A 20,843-nucleotide genomic window follows, 5' to 3' on the forward strand; every position below is an offset into this window, starting at 1 on the left:
TTCACGCGAGCTGCTCTCGTACGTACTCGCGCCACCGTGCCGCCAGTGTCTCGGCGGTCAGCCCCACGGAGGCGAGCGCCTGATCGACGCCGGCCACGCGGGCATCACGGTAGAGCCGTACCAGGGTCCCGTCACCGAACCGGTCTGCGAGGAAGCGACACGCCATCCAGGCCTCCTGGTACGCCCGCGCGAGCCGTCCGGGGTCGGCTGCCGTGGGGGCGAAAGCCGCGGCTCCGGGCAACTCGCTCGGCAGTCGGCCGGCCCGTACTTCGGCGGCGAGTTCGGCGGCGGCCGTCCTGACGGGGAGTCCGGCGTCGCGGTAGGCCACGTAGTCGGCGAACCCCTCGTAGAGCCAGACGGGCAGCCGGTCGGTGCCCGCGGCGACGTGCGTGAGCTCGTGGGTGAGGACGACGTCGCGTCCGGTGGGGGTGAGCCGAGCGAAGGAGCCGGGGACGATGATCACCCTCGGGCCGTCGGCCACCGCGGCCAGCCCGTCCAGCGGGCCCGTGCCCGCCAGCCCGGCCGCCTCGGCGTCGGAGTCCGGTACGACGACCAGCGCGCGTACCGGCCGGCCGAGCAGCGCGGACACCCGGCGACCGGCGAGGTCGGCGCGACGGGCGAGATCGGCGAGCACGCCGGGCTCGGCGCGATGCCCCACGACCACGGACCGTCCGCCGCGGACCACCTGACCGCCGCCGGCCCACAGATCGCGCGCCCCGGCGGGCAGGACGGCGCCGGGCGGCGCGTCGGCGACCACGAGAACCGCCGCCAGCAGCAGGACGGACAGGAGCAGACGCGGACCGCGGAGGGACGGACGCACCTGCGAGGACACGGCCCGATGCTAGTCGGCCCGCGGCCCGCACGCCCCCTTCACGAGACCGGGCCCACGCCCTCTCCGCAAGGCCGGACCTGCGGTTCGCAGCAGGAAGCCGGACATGCGACAGGCCCCGGCCCGGACCGGGGAGGGTCCGGGCGGGGCCTGTTGTCACGCGCCGGGACGCACCGCGCCGACGAACGACGACTTCCGCCATCCGCCCAGTTTGTCGATGCGCACCCGTTCGCCGGTCCTCGGCGAATGGATCATCTTGCCGTGGCCGACGTACATGCCGACGTGGCCCAGCCCGTTGAAGAACATCAGGTCGCCCGGCTTGAGCTTCCGCCAGGAGACCTTGTGCCGAATGCGGGCGAACTGGCTGCTCGTCACGCGCGGGAGTCGCACCCCGGCCTTCTTCCAGGCGTACTGGACGAGTCCGGAGCAGTCGAACGCACCAGGACCCGTGGCCCCGTACCGGTACGGGTCGCCGATCTGGTGCTTGGCGACGGCGACGGCCTTGTAGGCCCTCACCTTCTGCCTGGCGGCCTTCGCCGCCTTGGCCGACCTGGCGCTCTTCGCCGACTTGGCCGACCTGGTGGTGGCCGCCTCGGCGGTGCTGGACACCGCGGTGAGCCTGACGGCCGATTCGCTCACCGTCTGCGCCCCGGCCGGCACGGCATGGAGAACCGCACCTCCGGCCGTCACGGTCATCGTGAGTGCGACGCCCTTCAGGGCGAGACGGGACAGACGGGGGTTATGCAGGGAGGTAGACAGGATTTCTCCTTGTGTCTTCCACGAACGCCTACCGGGTTAGCTGACGGATTCGGGCCTGGAAGTCGCCCTACGGCGCTGAACGCGCCGATTCACCCCTGATCCCGGGGGATGACGGGATCTTTGGGTCCCCGGCTCCGTGCCTCCTGGCTGCACGGACTCGGCAGGTCGCCACTCGATTGATGTGCCTGAATGGGGATATCGGCGGCGACCGACGGATTTTTATGTGGTCCACATCGGGGGGTTCCGATGTCGATTCGCGGCTCGCATGGCTTGCCGACCGCGACGCCAGAAACTACGCCGAGGGGTCAAGAAAGTGCAAAGGGGGAGTCAGGTTGTAAAGATCGAATAAAGGCACGAGTAAGGGAGGAAACCCCTGCTGGAGCCACAGGCTCCGTTACCTAAATGTGACCCTTCTCACACTTCCCGACGCAGGCGCTTGTCAGGGCCCTTTGACACCTTTTGTCCCCTTCGTCCCACAGGCCGGAAGAGCGGGCACGCCGGTGGTCCCTGCGGCCTTCGAGACGGGCGGCCGAGGGCGAGTGTCGGGAGGAGTCCCGGTGGACCGGAGGTCAGGGGCGGATGGCTCCGACCAGCGGGCGGCGATAGTCCGAGAGCCGGACGACCTTCACGACGTCACCCGTCTGCGGCGCGTGGACGATCTTGCCCCCGCCCGCGTAGATGCTGACGTGCCCCAGCCCCTCGCTGAAGATGAGGTCCCCGGGCTGGAGGTCCTTGATGTCCACCTTGCGTCCGGAGCCCCAGGCCCACTGCTGCCACGTCGTACGCGGCAACGAGACGCCGGCCGCGCGCCAGGCGGCCTGGGTCAGCCCTGAGCAGTCGTAGCCGCGCGGGCCCGTGCCCCCGAAGATGTACGGCTTGCCGACCTGGGCGAAGGCGAAGCGCAGAACGGCGGCCGCGTTGCCCGAGGCGGGACCGGTGTACTTGATGCCGGTGCTGTTGGGGTTGCCCGGGTTGTAGGCCCCCAGCTTGTCCAGGAGCTTCTTCTGCTCGCCGACCAGCTTCAGGACCTCGGCGCGCTCCTTCTGGACCGCGTCCCGCTCCTTGTCGGCGTCCGCCAGGGCGGTCTCGGCGTTGTCGCGCTCGACCTTGAGCCCCTTGTTCTCGCGGTCGAAGGCGGCCAGCTTCTCCAGCCGCTCGCGCGAGAGCTGCCCGGCCATGGCCATCCCGGCCAGCAGGTTCTCGGGGTCGTCCGCGCCCATCAAGCCCGGCAGGGACGCGACGTCCCCGCCCATCTTGTACGAGTCCACCGCCGCCCTGATGATGTCGGCCCGCAGGTCGGCGACCGTCTGCAGCTTCTGCTTGTAACGGTCGTTCAGCTTGGTGTAGGCGTTCTTGGCCTTCTTGTACTGCTCGGTCGCCGTGTTGTACCGGTCGACGACCTTGTCGGCCTTGTCGTTCAGCTTCTCCAGCTTAGCCTTGGCCTGCTTGAGAGTGGGCTTGGGATCAGCGAGCGCCGCACCCATCGGGACCGTCATCAGCCCGATCGCGAGACCCGCCGCCAACGTGACCCGGCCAAACCTCACAGCGTCGCCTCCCAGGGATTACACCTGGGGCGAAATAGTACAGAAGTGGCGGGTGGGGTCTCGCCAATAGTGCTAATTCGTAACTTATGCGCGGCCCAACCGGCGCAGCAGCAGACCCGACGGAACGGGTCTGGCGCCCATCCGGCGGACGGACTCGGCCACCTCGCGGTCGGAGGAGACGACCGCGATGGCCCGGCCGGGCGGCTCGGCGCGGACGAGCCGGCGGATGAGGTCGTCGGCGATCTCCCCCGGCGCGCTGAACAGCACCCGCACCCCGCGCGGCGCCACCACCTGCACGGGCGCGTTGAGCTCTGCACCGTCGAAGACCACCGTCACCTCGACGCGGGTCTGCGCGACCAGGCCGCCGAGGCCCGTCATCAGCCGGTTGCGCTGGTCGGCGAGGGTGAACGTGCCGTAGCCGGTCTTGGTGACGTTGTAGCCGTCGATGATCAGATGGACCTGCGGCAGCGCCAGGAGCTGGTCGAGGAGCTGCGGGTCGTCGTCGGCCAGGGCCCGCGCCGGCACGCCGCGCACCCCGGGACGCTCGCCGGTGCTGGCCGCGACCGAGTCGGCGGGCTTGCTGATCGTGGTGGGCAGCGCCAGCTCCCTGCGCAGCCCGGCCGAGGCGTCCTGGAGCGCGTCGAGCAGCACCCTGATGCGGGCGTCCTCGATGCTGCGGCCCTCGCGGGCGGCCCGGCGGGAGGCTTCGAGCTGCCTCTCCACGTCGGCCAGCCGCTCGCGCAGGCGGCGCAGCTCGGCCTCGCCCGCGTTGCCGGCCGTGGAGGCGGCGTGCCGGGCGTCGTCGGCGGCCTGCTCCATCTCCTCGGCCCTGCGGACGGCGGCCTTGGCCCGCTCGCGGGCGTCGTGGAGCTTGCGCCGCAGGTCGGAGTTCTCGGCGCGGGCCGCCTTGATCTGCTCGCGCAGCCGGTCGGCCTCCTCCTTGGCGGCGGTCTTCTGCGCGGCGAGCTGCTCGCGCAGCCGGGTCACCGCCTCCTCGCGCTCGGAGCCCTCGGCCGCCACCGCGGACTGCTCCAGGTCGGCGCGGGCGGTTTCGATCATCTCCGCCCAGCCGGGCGGCCTGGTGAGATAGGCTGCGGCCGCCACCAGCACGGGGTCGGCGGCGGGCGGCACGCTCCCCTCGGCCAGGGCGGCGACCAGCTCGGGCCATCCGGCGGCGACGGACTCGGCGACCAGTTCGCGGAACTTCTTGTCGTTCTCCAGTTGCGCGGCGATCGGCGCGCTGCCCAGCTTGGCGCGTTTGCGCGGGTCGAACTTGGCGATGCCGCGCAGCGGCGGCGGCACGGAGACCGCGGGCATGGTGCCGAGAACCTGCGCCGCCAGGTCGACGACGTTGAGGCGCACCTGCTCGGGAAGCGGGCGAGACAGGCCTTCACCCGCTGAACTCATCCCACTTGTCCCTTCGTGACATGCCCTTTCAGACAAGGGTACGGCTCTTGCGTACCTGACCGTAACGGTCCCTTGAACCTAGACAAGCGCTTGGTAGGGGGTATACGACTGAGCCGGGGCAGCCGTACGGCGCGGAGGTGAGCGGTGACGGAACAGATGCGCACGTCCACGCGTGACCTGGACGAACTGCGCGAGCGCGCGTCCGGCTGGCTGCGCGGCCGGGTCGGCGGGGACGCCGCGGTCTCGGAGCTGTCGCGCCCTTCCGGCAACGGCATGTCGAGCGAGACGCTCTTCTTCACCGCCACGTGGGGCGAGGAGACCCGGCGGTGCGTGGCCAGGCTCGCACCTGCGAAGGAAGCCGTTCCGGTGTTCCCCTCCTACGATCTGCGCGCCCAGTTCGAGATCATGCGACTGGCCAGGGAGAAAGCTGGAATCCCAGCGCCCAGGCCGCTCTGGTTCGAGCCCGACCCGGCGCCGCTCGGGACGCCGTTCTTCGTCATGGAGCAGGCCGAGGGGGACGTGCCGCCCGATGTCATGCCGTACACGTTCGGGGGCTGGCTGCACGACGCCTCCCCCGGCGACCGGCGCCGGTTGCAGGACGCGAGCGTCGGGCTCATGGCCGCGCTGCACGAGACGCCGTGCACGGGCGAGGACGTCGCGGTGCTCGGCCCGCTCGCCCCCGGCGGCGGGGACGGCCTGCGCGCCCACGTCGAGGCCCAACGCGCCTACTACCGGTGGGCGCACGGCGAGCGGCCGATCCCCGTGCTGGAGCGGGCCTTCGACTGGCTGGCCTCACACTGGCCGGACGCCCCCGGCCCCGACGTCCTGACCTGGGGAGACGCCAGGATCGGCAACATCATGTACCGGGACTTCACGCCGGTGGCGGTGCTCGACTGGGAGATGGCCGCCGTGGGCCCGCGCGAGCTGGACGTCTCCTGGATGATCTTCCTGCACCGCTTCTTCCAGGACCTCGCGGTCACGATGGGCCTGCCCGGCATGCCGGACTTCATGCACCGCGCCGACGTATGCCAGAAATATTGCGAAATAACTGGCTACGAGCCCCGAGACCTCGACTTCTACGAAATGTACGCCGCCCTCCGCCACGGCATCATCATGGCCAGGGTGTGGCAGCGCCGGATCCACTTCGGCGAGCAGCCCATGCCGGACGACCCCGACGACCTGGTGCTCCACCGGGCCGCCATCGAGGAGCTGCTCACCCGCTAGCGTCGTAGACCAGCAGCGCGACCTGCACCCGGTTGTTCAGGTCGAGCTTGGTCAGGATGCGCGAGACGTGCGCCTTGACCGTGGGCACGCTCATGAACAGCTCGCGCCCGATCTCGGCGTTCGACCTGCCCTGCCCCACCGCCAGCGCCACCTCACGCTCCCGCTCGCTCAGCCGCCCGAGCAGCCCCCGCGCCCGCTCGGTACGGTCGCGCCCGCCCCCGTCGGACACGTGCGCGATGAGCTGCCGCGTCACCGCCGGCGACAGGATCGGCTCGCCCGCGGCCACCCTCCTGATGGCGTCGACCAGGTCGCCGGGCGGGATGTCCTTCAGCAGGAACCCGGCCGCCCCCGCGCGCAGCGCCCGCACGACCTGGGCGTCGGCGTGGAACGTGGTCAGCACCACGACCTCGGGCGGCGAGGCGGTGCGGCGCAGCGCCTCGGTCGCGGTGAGCCCGTCGACGCCCGGCATGCGGATGTCCATCAGGACGACGTGCGGCCGGTGCTCGGCCACCCGCGGCGGCACCTCGGCCCCGTCGGCCGCCTCGCCCACGATCTCGATGTCGGCCGCCCCGCCGAGGATCATCGACAGCCCGGCCCGCACCATCGCGTCGTCGTCCACGATCAGCACCTTGATCGGCGCGTCCATCAGCCCTCCGTCGTTCAACCCCGGTCCCCGTCCTTCTCGTGCGGCCACGGCAGCCAGGCGTGGACGCGGAACTCGCCGTCCGTCACGCCGTGCTCCAGCCGTCCGCCTGCCAGCTCGGCCCGTTCGGTCAGCCCGATGAGCCCGGCGCCCGCGCCCGGCATGCGCGGTCCGTACCGCGTCCACACCGGGTTGCGCACCTCCGCCGAGACTCCCTCGCCCCGCTCCCCCGCCACGGCCACCGCCACCGGCGCGCCGCCCGCGTGCTTGCGCGCGTTGGTGAGCGCCTCCTGCACGATGCGGTAGACGTTACGGCCCAGCCCCTCGGGGACGCCGTCCGCGGCGCCCAGGTCGAAGCGTACGTCCATGCCCGCCTGGCGGCACTCCTCGACCAGCGCGGGCAGGTCGGCCAGCGTCGGCTGCGGCCGGTCGGGCACCGGGTCGGCGGCGCCGGGCGGGGTGTGGCGCAGCACGCCGATCACCTCGCGCAGGTCCTGGAGCGCCAGGTGGGCGTTGCTCCTGATCGCGCCCGCCGCCCTGGCGACCTCCTCGGCGGGCGCGTCCGGCCGGAACTCCAGCGCCCCGGCGTGCAGGCTGAGCATCGAGATGCGGTGGGCCAGCACGTCGTGCATCTCGCGGGCGATGCGCTCGCGTTCGAGCCGCTTGGCGTCCTCGGCGGCGGTCTCGGCCCGCTGCCGCAGCGACCAGACGAGCTGCCGCCTGGCCCGGATGACGATGCCCCAGCCGTACACGGCCACCACGATCGTCACCCCGAACGCCGCCCCCCACAGCGGCGTCAGGTCCTCCTGGGGCCGCAGCAGCACGTACGGGGCCAGAGTGACCAGCGACAGCAGCGCGACCGGCCCGGACACCTTGAACGGCCGGTGCACCGCCACGGTGAACAGCGCCACCAGCGAGGCCCCGCCGACCAGCTCCAGATAGGACGACAGCAGGGTCGTCACCAGCGCGAACGCCACCGGCCAGCGCCGCCGCAGCCACACCCCCGCGCACGCCAGCGCCCCCACGATCTGCTCGACGGCCAGCAGCGGCTCGGGCTCGTTCCTGATCTCCTCCAGGCTGATGAACGTCAGGCCGCAGGCCAGCAGGAACAGCGCGATGTCGGAGACCCAGTCGAGGGTCGAGCGCCGCACCCGCCGCCCGCGGCCGTCGCCGAGCAGCGTGGACGGCAACGCCCACCGGTATTCCAGGGCCGGATCGCCCTCCCCCCGCAGCTCTCTCACATTCGTCGAGGTTATGCCCTGCCGAGGACCGCCCGACAGCGACCAAAGTCGATGTCGCCGCAGACCGATGGCCGAGGCGGGCGGGCCGCCCCGGCGGCGAGGGTGGAGGCATGAAAGCGGTGGTGGAGGTCTTCGGCTGGCTGCTGGTCCTGCAGGGGATCGGCGGCCTGTTCAACACCCTGTTCGGCTGGTGGGGATGGGCGCACGGCCTGCTCGTGGTCAACGTGCTGCCGTTCCTCGACGGTTACGAGATCTTCGCGGCCGTCGTGATCGGGGTGCTCGGGTTCGCGCTGCTCGCGGTGGCCGGCTCTGTGACCAAGGCGTCGGGCCGGACGGAGGAGGGACGATGAGCGGGACCGTGTTGCGTCCGCCGCGGCACCGGCCCGACCGCAGGGCGGTGGCGTGGTGGACGGTGCAGTGGCTCGTCCTCATGGTCCCGGTGGCGGCCGCGGCCGTGGGCGCGTACGTGGTGTTCACGCCGCGTACGCCGGGGCTGGGGGCGGCGGCGGGGGCGTTCGCGGTGGCGTGCCTGCTGGTCGCGGTGGTCGAGCCGCGGGCGGCCTACCGGGTGCAGCGGTGGGAGGTCACCGACGAGGCGGTCTACGTCCGCCAGGGGTGGCTGACGCACACGTGGAAGGTGGCGCCGATGTCCAGGATCCAGCGGGTCGACACCGAGCGGGGGCCGGTGCAGCGGCTGTTCGGGCTGGCCGACGTCACGGTGACCACCGCCTCCTCCGCCGGGGCGGTCAAGATCACGGCGCTGGACCACGCGCTCGCCGCGGAGCTGGCCGAACTGCTCACCGCGCGCACCCAGGCGACGCCCGGGGACGCGACGTGACCGGCTGGCAGCGCCTGTCGCGCCGGAGCCTGTGGAACGCGGCGGCCAGGTCGCTCGCACTGGTCGCGGGCGCGGCGGCCGGGCTGGCGCGGTTCCTGGTGGGCCAGGACTGGGGCCTGGGCGGCGTCGTCGCCGCGTGCGCGGGGGCCGCCGTGCTGATCGTGGCCGGGGCGGTGGCCTACGAGGAGGCCCGGCTGCGTACGACGTCCTGGCGGCTCACCGCCGACCGGCTCGAACTGCGCTCGGGCGTGACCGTCCGGCAGCACCGCTCGATCCCGCTGGACCGGGTGCGCAGCGTGGACCTGCGGGCCGACCCGGTACGCCGGGCGTTCGGCCTGACCGTGGTCAAGGTGGGCACCGGCGAGCACGCGGCCGAGGGCTCCGAGCTGGCGCTGGACGCCCTGGACCGGCACTCGGCCGAGATGCTGCGCCGTACGCTGCTGCGCCAGGACGCGCCCGCGCCCGCGGACGGCCCCCTGGCCGAGCTGCGCTGGTCCTGGATCCGGTACGCGCCCCTGTCGATCTGGACGTTCACCGGCGCCGCGGTGGTCCTGGGCGCGGCCTACAAGGCGCTCGGCGCCGTCGGGCTCAAGGACTTCTCCGACCGGGCGGCGACCGGCCTGTGGGACTGGGTGAGCACGCAGCCCTGGCTGGCGGTCCCGCTGCTCCTGGCGCTCAACGCGGCCGTCGGCGCGCTCGGCGCGTTCCTGCTGTACGCCGAGTCCTGGGGCCGCTACCGCCTGGACCGCGAGCCCGGCCGGCTCAGGCTGCGCCGGGGGCTGCTGACCACGCGCTCGCTGACCCTGGAGGAACGGCGGCTGCGCGGCGTCGAGATCAGCGAACCGCTGCTGCTGCGGCTGGGCGGCGGCGCCCGCGTCAAGGCCGTCACGACCGGGCTGGCCAAGAAGGACGACGAGACCGAGGACGTGGCCGCGCTCACGCCCCCGCTCCCCCGCGCCGAGGCGACCCGCATCGCCGCCGCCCTCACAGGCCCGCCCCTGGGCTCCGTCATGGGCTCCGTCATGGGCGCGCCGCTCGTCCCGCACCCGGCGGCGGCCGGGCGGCGGCGGGTGGTGCGGGCGCTGGCGACGACGGTCGTGCTGGCGGCGTGCGCCGGGCTCGCCTGGTGGCTGCTGCCCGCGTCGTGGCCGCGCGGGTGGCTCTGGGCGGCGCCCGTCCTGGCGCTCCCGGCGGGGTTGTGGCTGGCCGCCGAGAGCCGTCGCGGTCTCGGGCACGCGCTGGGCCGGCGGCACCTGGTCATGCGCCGCGGCGCGCTCGTCCGCCGTACGGTGGCGCTGGACCGGGCCGGCATCACCGGCTGGACGTTCCGCCAGTCGTTCTTCCAGCGGCGCTCGGGCCTGCTGACCGTCTCGGCCTGCACGGCCGCGGGCGGTGGCCACTACGAGATCCTGGACGTGGGCCGCGGCGCCGGGCTCGACCTGGCGGCACACGCGGTGCCGGGCCTGCTGGAGCCGTTCCTGATCCGCGAGCCGGGTGGCGAGCGGCAGGCCGCGTGATCCACCACGGCTGCCCATGCCCCTGTAGCGGACAAGCGTGATCGCGCGGCCCGGCGGCTTGCTGGTCAACAACGCTATTTGTCCCGCTTGCAACCGAGTTGCAGCCCTGTTAACTGTTGACGCGGATCTCCTGTCAGAGAGCCGGTCCCCGCGCGGCGCGCGAGGACCGGCGGCGTCGCGCCGCGCGCGGGCTCAGCTTCCGACCGGCTGCTTGACCAGTTCGGCCAGGAACGCCCGGGCCAGGGTGAGCGCCCCCTCCTGCGCTTCCTTCTGCGGCATGAGCTTGACCTTGGGCGAGTTCGCCGGCTCGCTCTCGGGCCGTTCGGCGCCGGAGTAGTCGACCCTGACCACCAGCGCGCCGGTACGGGCGATCACCGTGCCGCTGGAGGCCGACACGTCGCCCTGCCTGGTCTGCACGAACTGGCCGTACGCCTGCTCGCCGAGCCCTTCGAGGTCGCGCACCTCGCCCCAGGTGATGCCGCCGATGGTCGACTTCTCGGTGTTCTTGTCGCCGCCGCGCTCGCCGGCGTAGTACGCCTTGGCCGCGCCCGGGTCGATCGCGCCCGCCCGGTTGGTGAAGCGGTGGGTGCTGATCAGCATGCTGCGGATCTTGACGTTGCCGGCCGTGCCCGGCAGGTCGAGGTTGAGCCAGCGGCACTCGGTCTCGTCGTCGTTGCCCGACTCGGTGGCGCGCGCCCTCGTCGTCGGCTTCGGCACCAGGCGGGTGGCGGCCTCCGTGACGGCCTGGCACGCGGGTGGGAAGGCGGCCAGGACCGTGGGCGACGGCGTCGGGCGGGCGGTCGGGCTCTGGGTGACCTGGGCCTGGTCGGGCTTGGCCAGCACGCCGGGGTGCTGCGCCTGCCAGGCGGCCACCCCCTTGGCGAAGTATCCGATCAGGCCGCTGACCTCGCGGATCGCGTTGTCCTCCGTGATGGACCTGGTGCTCTCGTTGGACAGGATCCGGGCGTCCTTGCGCTGCTGCCCGGCCTGGAACTTGACCTCGATCGTCATGTCCCCGACCTGGGCGTGGGCCTTGCCGAAGGAGTACCACAACAGCTTGCCGTCGCGCCGCCAGGTGTACTGGGCGAACGCGCCCTCGCCCACGCCGGTCACGTCCTTGACCGGGGAGACGTACTCCTTCTCGTCGGGGTCGAGCGAGGGCTTGGCGGTGGCGCCGTACTTGGCGCCCCGGTAGTCCATCTCGTACGAGCTCTGGGCCATCGAGCGGCCGGTCTTGGCCCCCTCGCCCTTGTGCTGGTCGATCTTGACGTCGATCTCCCTGCTGCGCCAGAACTCGCCGAACGAGATGCGCTGGTTCTGCCAGTTGCAGGCGAAGGTGACCGTGTAGTCGGAGTCCCTGGACGACTTGGCCACCGTCGCGCCGGGCGCCAGCCGTTCCGCCTCGTCCTGGGGCAGCATCGAGCACACGTCCGGGCCCGTCGCGGCGGCGGCTGGGACCGCGGAGTGCGCCGCCGACGAGGACGACGAGGACGACGACGGCCCGGCCGCCGTCCCCCCGGAGCCCCTGTCGGAGATCAGGAGGTAGGCCCCCACGCCGCCCGCGGCCACGACCACCACGAGGGCTGCGGCGAGCACGGGCGTCAACCACGCCGGCCGGCGTCCGGGCGGACCAGTGGGCGGGCCGGGCGGCCTCCCCATCGGCCCGGTGGGCGGCAGAGCCGGCGGCGCCCACTGCGGCTCCTGCGGCGGCCCCCACTGCGAACCCCGCTGCGAACCCTGCGGCGGCCCGGACGGCGGCTCGAACCGCCGGCCCGGCACCGGATGAGGGGTGGTCGGCGGCTCGTACTCGCTACCGGGATTCACTGGCACTCCTGAGCTTGCCCTGACTTGCGGGGACACATGGTGATAACGCCCGTGCGGTGCGCTGGACGGTCATCGTGGCAGCGCCCCGGAGACCAGCCGGGCGACCCGCAGCGCCGTCTCCTTGTCGACCGGCGCCTTGACCGACACCTCGTCGCGGTGCCAGACCACCTCGCCGAGCAGGTTGCTGGAACGGAAGAGCACGGTGCTGTCGAACCGGCCGACCGCGCTGGAGGACATCAACAGCTCGAACCGGTGCTGCACGAACGCCGCCTCCCCCACCCCCGCGACGTCGCCGACCTCGCCGACGGCCACCCGCGCCCGGGTGCCCTCGGCCGCGCTCCTGGTGCCCTTCTCGCTGGTGAACCGGCGCAACGCCACCTGCGGCCCGCCGAGGCCGCCGTCGGGCCTCTCGATCCACGTGCGGACGGTGATCCGCCGGCCCTGCCGCTCCTCCAGGCCGGCGACCCACTGGCACTCGCCGTCCCGCGTGGCGCTGCGCCGGGCCGCGCCCCGCATCAGCTCGGCGGCCTGGGCGTCGCTGAGCAGGCGGCAGGGGTCGGGGGCGGCGGCGTAGCGGCCGGTCTCGGGTTGCGCCGCGCCGACGGCGTACCAGCCGCCCGCGCCCAGCACCGCGACGCCGGACGCGATCGCCACCGGCAGCAGCCACCGCCGCCTGCGCACGGGGATCGGACCCGAGCGCACCGGCGCGCCGCTGAGCACCTCCCGGACCTGGGCCGCCGTGGGACGGGCGGCGGGCTCCTTGGCCAGCATCGCCATGAGCAGCCCGCCGAACTCGCGGCCCGCCCGCGCGGGGAAGGGCGGCTCGTGCAGCAGCACCGCCGCCGCGACCGCCGCGGGAAGCTGCCGTTCGAACGGCGCCCGCCCCTCCACGGCGGTGTACAGGCTCGCGCCCAGCGACCACAGGTCGGACGCCGGTCCCGGCGCCTGCTCGTTGAGCCGCTCGGGAGCCATGTAACCGGGCGAGCCGCTGCCGACACCCCCGTCGCCCTGGCCGTCCATGGGGACGGCGATGCCGAAGTCGGTCAGCATGGCCGAGCCGTCGGCGTCGAGCAGGATGTTGGCCGGCTTGACGTCATGGTGGAGGATGCCGTGGGCGTGCGCGACCTCCAGCGCCGACAGCACCTGGAGCCCGATGCGGGCCGCGTACGGCGGCGGCAGCGGGCCGTTCTCCTTGATCACCTTGTCCAGGGACCGGCCGGTGACCAGGTCCATGATGATCCACGGCTGGTCGCCGTCGAGCACCACGTCGTGCACGAGCACGATGGCCGGGTCGCGCAGGCGCCCGGCCGACCTGGCCTCGTGGATGGCGCGGCCGGCGAACTCGGCCCGCTGGTGGGGGCTGAGCCCCGGCGGCACCCGCACCTGCTTGACGGCGACCTCGCGGTCGAGCGTCTCGTCCAGCGCCCGCCACACCGTGCCCGCGCCGCCCTGCCCGAGCTGCTCGACCAGCCGGTACCGGCCGGCCAGCAGGTAGTGGTCACCTCGCACGGCGCAACGCCTGCTCGCTCGCCCTGGCCGCCTTGATCGCCGCCTGCCGGACATCCTCGTCGGTCGGCTTGTCGCCCAGGGTGGCGTACTCGACGGCCACCACCAGGTTGGCGATCCGGTAGTAGACGTGGGCGGAGTGGACGCGGCCCGTCCTGCCCTTCAGCTCGAACGCGAACGCCTCCTCGCCCAGCCCCTTCAGATCGTGGACGGGGGTGCGCGTGGAGCGCATGTCGGTCTTGACGCCGATCTCGGGCCAGGTCCAGTCGACCTGGTCGTACTTGGCCCAGTAGCGCTTCTGGTTCTGGAACAGGGTGCGGGCGGTGTCGGCGGTCATCGACCACGGATCGACGGTGTCGGAGTCCTTCTGCACCTGCAGGCCCACCCCGGTGCCCGCGACCGGCCAGCCGCACTCCGGGCCCACCTCGTCGCCGTCCGGCTGGGCCTTGGGCGGGCTCTGGGTGCGCAGCAGGCCGCCGACGTCCTGCGGGGTCAGCAGGGTGCACACGTCCAAGGGCACGGTGAACGCGGTCGGCGTCCCGCCGCCGACGTCGTCGCGCAGCAGGAGGAAGCCGGTGGCCGCGGCGGCGACGACGAGCACGGCCCCCGCCGCGCTCCACACCAGCAGCGGCCGGCCGCGCCGGCCGACCCGGCGGGGAGCGGTCGCCTGCTCACCGGCCGCCGGGACCGGCGGCTGACCGCCCGCGGCCACCTGCCTGAGCGCGTGCACGACGTTGCGCGCATCGGGACGGGCGCCCGGGTGACGCGCCATCATGGCGGCCAGCAGCGGCCCGAGCGGACCCGGCGCGACCGGCACCGGCTGCGTCACGGTCGCCCTGACCCGCTCGGCGACCGAGCCCTGGTAGGCGTTGCCGCCGGTCACCGCGGCGAACAGGGTCGCGCCGAGCGACCACAGGTCGCTGGCCGGGCCGCCGGGCTCGCCCTCCAGCCGCTCGGGCGCGATGAACCCGGGCGAGCCGATCATCAGCCCCTGCTCGGTGAGCGTGGCCTGCCCCTCCTGCCGGGCGATGCCGAAGTCGGTCAGCACCACCCTGCCGCTGTCGGTCAGGTACACGTTGCCCGGCTTCACGTCGCGGTGCTGCAACCCCTGGGCGTGGGCGGCCAGCAACGCCTCCAGGACGTCGGCGCCGACGCGGGCGGCGTACTCGGGAGGCATGGGCCCGAACTCGCGGACGGTCTCGGCCAGCGTACGGCCCCGCAGCAGCTCCATGACCAGCCACGGCCGCTCGTGCTCGACGATGACGTCGTGCAGCGCCACGATGCCGGGATGGCGCAGCCGGGCGGTGGCCTGCGCCTCGCGCACGGCCCTGGTGACCGCGTGGGCGCGCTCCTTGGGCGGGATGCCCTCGGGCAGCGTGAGCTCCTTGACCGCGACCTCGCGGTCGAGCATCTCGTCCTTGGCCAGCCACACCTTCCCCATGCCGCCGGCGCCGAGTGGGCGCAGCAGGGCGTAGCGGCCGGCAAGTCTTCCCGCGGACATAAAGGGAAGGGTAACTAAGGATCAAGAAAGATGGTTATTCGAGCACATTTCCCGTTCGCCCTCTTCGCCCTTCCCGCCCACCCTCACCGCGTCCCCGCCTGCCATTCCGGCGCGCTCCGACACGCCTTCCGGCGTGGTCCGCCGGAGTAACTGTCGGACCCCCTCTCTATGGTCTTGGAACGTGGACGCGGTACAAGGCACCCTCGACGAGCTAGGCACCCCCCTCAGCGACGTCACGTTCGTCGTGTTCGACCTGGAGACCACCGGCGGCTCGCCGGCCGAAGACTCGATCACCGAGATCGGCGCGGTCAAGGTGCGGGCGGGTGAGGTGCTGGGCGAGTTCTCCACCCTGGTCGACCCGGGCGGGCCGATCCCGCCGTTCATCTCGGTGCTGACCGGCATCACCGACGCCATGGTGATGGCCGCCCCGCGCATCGAGGCGGTGCTGCCGAGCTTCCTGGAGTTCATCAGGGGCTCCACGCTGGTGGCCCACAACGCGAGCTTCGACACCCGCTTCGTCAAGGCCGCCTGCGCCGCCCACGGCTATCCCCCGCCGGCCAACCCGGTCGTCGACACCGTCGACCTGGCCCGGCGGGTGCTGACCCGCGACGAGACGCCCAACGCCAAGCTGTCCACCCTCGCCCGGTTCTTCCGCAGCCCCACCGAGCCGTGCCACCGCGCCCTCCAGGACGCCAGGGCCACCGTCGACGTGCTCCACGGGCTGATCGAGCGGGCCGGCTCCTTCCAGGTCCACACGCTCGAAGAGCTGAAGTCGTTCGTCCGCGCCCCCACGCCCGAGCAGCAGCGCAAGCGCCACCTGGCCGAGTCCGTCCCGCACGCGCCGGGCGTCTACTTCTTCGAGGACGAACGCGGCGAGGTGCTCTACATCGGCAAGAGCACCAACCTGCGCAACCGCGTGCGCTCCTACTTCACGGCCGCCGAGACCCGCCCGCGCATCCGCGAGATGATCGGCATCGCCGAGCGCGTGCGCCACGTCGTCTGCGCGACCGCGCTGGAGGCCGAGGTCAGAGAGCTGCGGCTGATCGGCGGCGCCAAGCCGCGCTACAACCGCCGCTCACGCTTCCCGGAGAAGATGGTCTGGCTCAAGCTCACCGCCGGCCCCTTCCCCCGCCTGTCGATCGTGCGCGAGCTGAAGGACGACGACGCCACCTACCTCGGCCCGTTCAGCAGCACCCGCCTGGCCGACGAGGCCCGCATCGCCCTGCACGAGGCCGTGCCGCTGCGCCAGTGCACCCAGCCGATCAGCCTGCGCACCCGGCGGGCCGCCTGCGTCCTGCACGAGATGGGCCGCTGCGGCGCGCCCTGCGCGGGCAACGAGAGCCCCGAGGAATACTCCGTGCACGTCGAGAGCGCGCGCCGGGCCATGACCTCCGACGCCTCGCTCGTCTTCACGGCCGTGTCGGCCCGCATGGAGCGCCTGTCGGTCGAGCAGCGCTACGAGGAGGCCTCCGTCGACCGCGACCGGCTGGCCGCGTTCGTCCGGGCGGCGGCCCGCATGCAGCGCCTGACCGCCGTCACCCGCCTCCCCGAGCTGGTGGCCGCCAGCCCGGCCTTCGACGGCGGCTGGGACATCCACGTGGTCCGCTACGGCCGCCTGGCCGCGGCGGGCGTGATGCCGAAGGGCGCCCATCCCACGCCCTTCGTCGCCTCGCTCAAGGCGATGGCGGAGGCCGTCATCCCGGGCCCCGGCCCGGTCCACGCGGCCAGCGCCGAGGAGACCGAGTGCATTCTCCGCTGGCTGGAGTCGCCGGGCGTGCGGCTGGTCGAGGTCGACGGCGTGTGGTCGATGCCCGCCCGGGGCGCGGCCCGCCACAAGGCCCGCATCGATCTGGCCTATCGCGGCCTTGATCAGCGTCGCGACCGCGAGGGACGGCCTTTGCGATGACCGGATACAGTTAATGCATGGTCACGGCAATTGTCCACATCAAGGCCGAGGTAGACCGGATCCCGGAGGTCGCCCAGACGATCGCCGAGATCGACGGGGTCAGCGAGGTCTACTCCATCACCGGCGAATGGGATCTGCTCGCCATGGTCAGGGTCGCCCGTTACGAGGAGGTGGCCGAGGTCATCCCCGGGCGGGTCAACAAGGTCGACGGCGTCGAGCACACCGAGACCCACATCGCCTTCCGCACCTACTCCAAGCACGACCTCGACGCCGCCTTCTCGATCGGCTTCACCGAGACCGACTGACCCCGCTCCCCCGCCACCCTCGCGTCCGTTCCCGGGCCCGGCCGTCCCCCGGCCGGGCCCGAGGCGTTTCCCGGCCCGAACGGACGGCCGCCGCCCCGTGACGCCTCCGGCCCACCCCCTCAGACGGCGGGCCGGGAGCAGGAACCTGCCCGTCCTCCCCGCGGCCGGCCCGGAACGCGAGACGGCCCGGACGGGTCACCCCGTCCGGGCCGATCATGCACGAACACCCTTAGTGGGTGAGGCTCCGGTCGTCGCCGGAACCGATGGCGGCGTGCTCGCCGTGCTCCTCGTGGTGCCCGTCGTCGAGCGGGATCTTCTCCCCGCCGTACGCCTGGGACATCTTGCCGCGAAGCCTGCCGAGCGGGCCGCGCATGCCCTTGGGCGGGATGCCGGAGGCGTCCTCGTCCACGGGCAGGGCCGGCACCGCCTCCTTGCCCCGCAGGTGGGCCTCGATGTCGTCGGACGGCGGCGTGTGCACCTCGATGAACTCACCGTGCGGCAGCCGCTTGATGACACCCGACTCCACACCGTGCCCGATGACCGCGGCGTCGCTGCGCTGCAGGCCGAGGCACATGCGGTAGGTGATCAGGTAGGCCAGCGCCGGCCCCACGAACACCAGCACCCGGCCGATGTACGTCGTCCAGTTGAGGCTGACGTGGAAGTTGGCCGAGATCTCGTCGTTGGCGCCGAGCAGCCACAGCACACCGTAGAACGTCATCGCCGAGATGCCGATCGCGGTGCGGTGGGGGTTGTTGCGCGGACGGTCGGCGACGTGGTGCTCGCGGTGGTCGCCGGTCACCCACCGTTCGATGAACGGGTAGAGCGCGAGACCGGTCATGATGATGCCCATCGGCACCAGCGCCGGGATGATCACGCTCAGCGGCAGCGTGCCCGCGTGGGCCGTGCCGAACAGGTTCCACTCCCATGGCGGCATGAGCCGCAGCGAGCCTTCGAGGAAGCCCATGTACCAGTCGGGCTGCGAACCGGCGGAGATGTCCGCCGGCGTGTACGGCCCGAACAGCCAGATCGGGTTGATCTGGGCGAACGTCGCCAGCCCCGACACCACGGCGAGCGTGAACAGGAAGTAGGCGCCCGCCTTGGCCATGAAGGCCGGGTAGAACGGCGCGCCCACCACGTTCTTGTTGTTCCGCCCCTTGCCCGGCATCTGCGTGTGCTTCTGCACCCACATGAGCACCATGTGAGCCGAGACCAGCGCCAGCAGGATGCCCGGGATGAGCAGGATGTGCAGCGAGTAGAACCGGGATACGACGTCGCCGCCCGGATACTCCCCGCCGAACAGGAAGAACGTGATGTACGTGCCCACCAGCGGCAGCGAGATCGCCACACCCTCGGTGATCCGCAGACCGGCGCCGGAGAGCAGGTCGTCGGGGAGGGAGTAGCCGGTCAGGCCCTCGGCCAGCGCCAGGGTCAGCAGCAGCACGCCGATGATCCAGTTGAGCTCGCGCGGCTTGCGGTAGGCGCCGGTGAAGAAAACCCGCAGCATGTGGACCGTCATGCCGGCCACGAAGAGGAGGGCCGCCCAGTGGTGCATCTGCCTCATCAGCAGACCACCCCGGACGTCGAAGCTGATCTCCAGCGACGACGCGTAGGCCTCCGACATCATGACGCCCTTGAGCGGCGCGTACGAGCCGTCATAGGCGACCTCGCCCATGCTCGGCTTGAACCACAGCGTCAGGAACGTACCGGTCAGCAGCAGGATGATGAACGAGTAGAGCGCGATCTCACCCAGCAGGAACGACCAGTGGTCGGGGAAGATCTTGCGCAGGTTGCGCTTGAGGAAGTTGGCCCCGCCCAGACGCTCGTCGAGGAAGTTCGACGGCCCGGCGATGGCCTTCGGTACGGCGTTCATGTCGCTCATGCCTGGCCTCCCTTCTCCCTGGCCTCGGCCTCGGCGTCGCCGCGTTCCCAGTAGCTGGGACCGACGGGTACGTCGAAGTCGCCTCTGGCGATCAGATAGCCCTCGCCGTCGACCGTGATGGGCAGCTGGGGCAGCGGCCTGGCGGCCGGACCGAAGATGACCTTCGCGCCGTCGGCCGCGTCGAACGTCGACTGGTGGCACGGGCACAGGATGTGGTGGGTGGTCTGCTCGTAGAGCGCCGCCGGACAGCCGACGTGCGTGCAGATCTTGGAGTAGGCGACGATGCCGTCGTGCGTCCAGTTCTGCCTGACGCCGCTCTTGAGCTCCTCCGGACGGAACTTGATCAGGATCAGCGTGGCCTTGGCGAGCGCGTTGAGGTCGTGCTGGTAGCCCTCGGGCACCACGGACAGGATGCCGCCGGGCGAGTTGAAGTCGGCCGCGCGGATCGGCTGGCCGGTGCCCTCGACGACCAGGCGCAGCGGCTTGCCCTCCTTGGTCTTCTCACCCCAGACGGTGTGGCGCAGCAGCTTGTTGAACTTCGCCGCGGGCATCTTGGAGTTGTCGAGGTCGCGCAGCAGCACCAGCGGCACCAGGCCGAGCGGCGCGGCGGCCAGCAGCAGCGTGCGGCGCATCAGCTTGCGCTTGACGAACCCGCTCTCGTTGGCGCCCTGCAGGAACGTCTCGGAGACGACCTCGCGGTCGTCCTCGTCCGAGGCCATCGAGTGGCGCTCCTGGACCAGCGCGTACTTCGGCATGATCTGGCGGACCCAGACCACGATGCCGACCGCGAGGCCGAGGACGGCGAGGGTCAGCGTGCCGCCGAGGGCGAGGTTGGAGACGCCCGTCGCCTCCGGGCTGCCCACCTGGAACACCACGTAGGAGATGAGGAAGGCGATCCCGGCCAGGAACGTGATCGCGAAGCAGAGCGCCACGATCTTCTCGGCCTTGCCGGCCTTGGACTCGTCCTGCAGCGTCACGCCCGGGACGTCGCGGTCCGCGACCTCTTCGGTCTCAGCGGCGCCCAGCATCGACGTGCCGGCCGCGGGAGTGCCGATGACGCGCTTGGGCACGCGTTCGTCCGGCTGCTCGATCTCGTGCTCGTTGTCTGTCATGACTTCTGTCGCTTCTTCGCGGTGATCCAGATGGCGGCGAGGGCGAGCGCGGCGATGCCCGCCACGAACGCTACGAGACCTTCGGTGACCGGGCCGATGCGCCCGAGGCCGAACCCTCCGGGGTCCTTCTGCTCACGGACCTGGGTGATGTACGCGATCATGCTGCGCTTCTCTTCAGGCGTGATCGTCGAGTCGTTGAAGACCGGCATCGCCTGCGGGCCGGTGACCATCGCCTCGTAGATCTGCGTCGGCGACGACTCGTTCAGGTTGGGCGCGTACTTGCCCTGCGTCAGGGCACCGCCGGCGCCCGCCCAGTTGTGGCACTGGATGCAGTTGGCCCGGAACAGCTCGCCGCCCTTGCCGGCGTCGCCGAGCTTCGGGTCGACCTGCTCCTTGCCCGGCACCTGCGGGCCGCCACCCAGCGACTGCACGTAGGCGGCGATCTGCCGGGTCGACTCCTCGTTGACCCACGGCGCCGGACGCTTGCGGGGCGCCTGCGGGCCGGGGTTGGCGGCGGGCATGCGGCCGGTGCTCATCTGGAAGTCGACCGCCGCGGCGCCGACGCCGACGAGCGTGGGGGCGGTGTTGGTGCCCTCCGCGTTCATGCCGTGGCAGCTTGAGCAGTGGGCCACGAACAGGCTCTTGCCCTCGGCCACGTCGTCGACCTTGCCCGCCGCCAGCGCCGCGTCCGCAGGCTTGCCCGCCTGGACAAAGGCGGCGTATACCATCCCGACCAGCGCCAACGCCAAAATCAGGACGGCGTATCTCGCGAGGGGATGCCGCCGCCAAGCGGTGATCCTAGTCACAG

At 72.2% G+C, this 20,843-nt stretch carries 18 protein-coding genes and 1 riboswitch; of the genes, 6 read left to right on the top strand and 12 right to left on the bottom strand.

Going from position 1 to position 20,843, the window contains the following annotated elements; translation table 11 throughout:
- Position 1: 1 nt before the first annotated feature.
- The 4 genes from ACWCSU_RS12265 to ACWCSU_RS12280 all read right to left on the bottom strand — a co-directional run bounded on the left by ACWCSU_RS12265 (position 2) and on the right by ACWCSU_RS12280 (position 4,539).
- Entirely contained in the window at positions 2-832 is an 831-nt protein-coding gene (locus ACWCSU_RS12265) for a hypothetical protein (RefSeq protein WP_449934978.1), read from the bottom strand.
- A 153-nt stretch (positions 833-985) separates the two neighbouring features.
- Entirely contained in the window at positions 986-1,468 is a 483-nt protein-coding gene (locus ACWCSU_RS12270; RefSeq protein WP_449934979.1) for a C40 family peptidase, read from the bottom strand.
- Positions 1,469-1,598: 130 nt separating this feature from the next.
- Positions 1,599-1,761, bottom strand: a riboswitch (cyclic di-AMP (ydaO/yuaA leader).
- 396 nt (positions 1,762-2,157) lie between these two features.
- Complete coding sequence (locus ACWCSU_RS12275) at positions 2,158-3,084, bottom strand: C40 family peptidase (RefSeq protein WP_449934980.1); 927 nt, start codon at positions 3,082-3,084, stop codon at positions 2,158-2,160.
- Between the two features lie 132 nt (positions 3,085-3,216).
- The gene (locus ACWCSU_RS12280; RefSeq protein WP_357700618.1) at positions 3,217-4,539 is read right to left on the bottom strand and encodes an NYN domain-containing protein; all 1,323 of its coding nucleotides are present in this window, start codon (positions 4,537-4,539) and stop codon (positions 3,217-3,219) included.
- Positions 4,540-4,683: 144 nt separating this feature from the next.
- Between ACWCSU_RS12280 and ACWCSU_RS12285 the strand changes: the two genes are divergently transcribed.
- Positions 4,684-5,763, top strand: coding sequence for a phosphotransferase family protein (locus tag ACWCSU_RS12285; protein WP_449934981.1), 1,080 nt, complete (start codon positions 4,684-4,686; stop codon positions 5,761-5,763).
- Here the strand turns inward: ACWCSU_RS12285 and ACWCSU_RS12290 are convergent.
- Entirely contained in the window at positions 5,753-6,409 is a 657-nt protein-coding gene (locus ACWCSU_RS12290; protein WP_364091361.1) for a response regulator transcription factor, read from the bottom strand. The genes ACWCSU_RS12285 and ACWCSU_RS12290 overlap by 11 nt on opposite strands.
- A gap of 14 nt (positions 6,410-6,423) precedes the next feature.
- Entirely contained in the window at positions 6,424-7,647 is a 1,224-nt protein-coding gene (locus tag ACWCSU_RS12295; RefSeq protein ID WP_449934982.1) for a sensor histidine kinase, read from the bottom strand.
- Between the two features lie 110 nt (positions 7,648-7,757).
- On the opposite strand from ACWCSU_RS12295, the gene ACWCSU_RS12300 reads away from it, so the two are divergent.
- The 3 genes from ACWCSU_RS12300 to ACWCSU_RS12310 are packed head-to-tail and all read left to right on the top strand — an operon-like array spanning position 7,758 to position 10,002.
- Positions 7,758-7,997 carry a hypothetical protein gene (locus tag ACWCSU_RS12300; protein ID WP_449934983.1) on the top strand — a complete coding sequence of 80 codons (240 nt, stop codon included), beginning with the start codon at positions 7,758-7,760 and terminating at the stop codon, positions 7,995-7,997.
- The gene (locus tag ACWCSU_RS12305) at positions 7,994-8,485 is read left to right on the top strand and encodes a PH domain-containing protein (RefSeq protein WP_449934984.1); all 492 of its coding nucleotides are present in this window, start codon (positions 7,994-7,996) and stop codon (positions 8,483-8,485) included. Before ACWCSU_RS12300 ends, ACWCSU_RS12305 begins: the two co-directional genes overlap by 4 nt.
- Positions 8,482-10,002: a PH domain-containing protein gene (locus ACWCSU_RS12310; protein ID WP_449934985.1), complete on the top strand. Its 1,521-nt coding sequence runs from the start codon at positions 8,482-8,484 to the stop codon at positions 10,000-10,002. Before ACWCSU_RS12305 ends, ACWCSU_RS12310 begins: the two co-directional genes overlap by 4 nt.
- Positions 10,003-10,194: 192 nt before the next feature.
- Here the strand turns inward: ACWCSU_RS12310 and ACWCSU_RS12315 are convergent, their stop codons facing one another.
- The 3 genes from ACWCSU_RS12315 to ACWCSU_RS12325 form a co-directional block, all read right to left on the bottom strand.
- The gene (locus tag ACWCSU_RS12315; RefSeq protein WP_449934986.1) at positions 10,195-11,826 is read right to left on the bottom strand and encodes a hypothetical protein; all 1,632 of its coding nucleotides are present in this window, start codon (positions 11,824-11,826) and stop codon (positions 10,195-10,197) included.
- 69 nt (positions 11,827-11,895) lie between these two features.
- Positions 11,896-13,335, bottom strand: a complete 1,440-nt coding sequence (locus ACWCSU_RS12320; RefSeq protein WP_449934987.1) for a serine/threonine-protein kinase — start codon at positions 13,333-13,335, stop codon at positions 11,896-11,898.
- Positions 13,325-14,833 (bottom strand): serine/threonine-protein kinase, encoded by a 1,509-nt coding sequence (locus ACWCSU_RS12325; protein WP_449934988.1) that lies wholly within the window; start codon positions 14,831-14,833, stop codon positions 13,325-13,327. The genes ACWCSU_RS12320 and ACWCSU_RS12325 overlap by 11 nt, the downstream gene beginning before the upstream one ends.
- Before the next feature lie 181 nt (positions 14,834-15,014).
- Between ACWCSU_RS12325 and ACWCSU_RS12330 the strand changes: the two genes are divergently transcribed.
- Together ACWCSU_RS12330 and ACWCSU_RS12335 are read left to right on the top strand one after the other, a co-directional pair.
- Positions 15,015-16,739, top strand: coding sequence for a DEDD exonuclease domain-containing protein (locus tag ACWCSU_RS12330; RefSeq protein WP_357700637.1), 1,725 nt, complete (start codon positions 15,015-15,017; stop codon positions 16,737-16,739).
- Positions 16,740-16,756: 17 nt separating this feature from the next.
- On the top strand, positions 16,757-17,044 hold the full coding sequence (locus tag ACWCSU_RS12335) for an Lrp/AsnC family transcriptional regulator (RefSeq protein WP_357700639.1): 288 nt from the start codon (positions 16,757-16,759) through the stop codon (positions 17,042-17,044).
- 229 nt (positions 17,045-17,273) lie between these two features.
- Here ACWCSU_RS12335 and qcrB read toward each other — a convergent pair whose 3' ends face one another.
- From qcrB to qcrC, 3 genes are read right to left on the bottom strand one after another with little or no spacing between them, the layout of a single operon-like run.
- Positions 17,274-18,923, bottom strand: coding sequence for a cytochrome bc1 complex cytochrome b subunit (gene qcrB, locus ACWCSU_RS12340; RefSeq protein WP_357700641.1), 1,650 nt, complete (start codon positions 18,921-18,923; stop codon positions 17,274-17,276).
- Positions 18,920-20,035, bottom strand: a complete 1,116-nt coding sequence (gene qcrA / locus ACWCSU_RS12345) for a cytochrome bc1 complex Rieske iron-sulfur subunit (protein WP_357700643.1) — start codon at positions 20,033-20,035, stop codon at positions 18,920-18,922. The genes qcrB and qcrA overlap by 4 nt, the downstream gene beginning before the upstream one ends.
- Positions 20,032-20,841 carry a cytochrome bc1 complex diheme cytochrome c subunit gene (gene qcrC, locus ACWCSU_RS12350; protein ID WP_357700645.1) on the bottom strand — a complete coding sequence of 270 codons (810 nt, stop codon included), beginning with the start codon at positions 20,839-20,841 and terminating at the stop codon, positions 20,032-20,034. The genes qcrA and qcrC overlap by 4 nt, the downstream gene beginning before the upstream one ends.
- Positions 20,842-20,843 lie beyond the last annotated feature (2 nt).

The sequence above is a fragment of the Nonomuraea sp. NPDC001699 genome, from assembly GCF_053596455.1.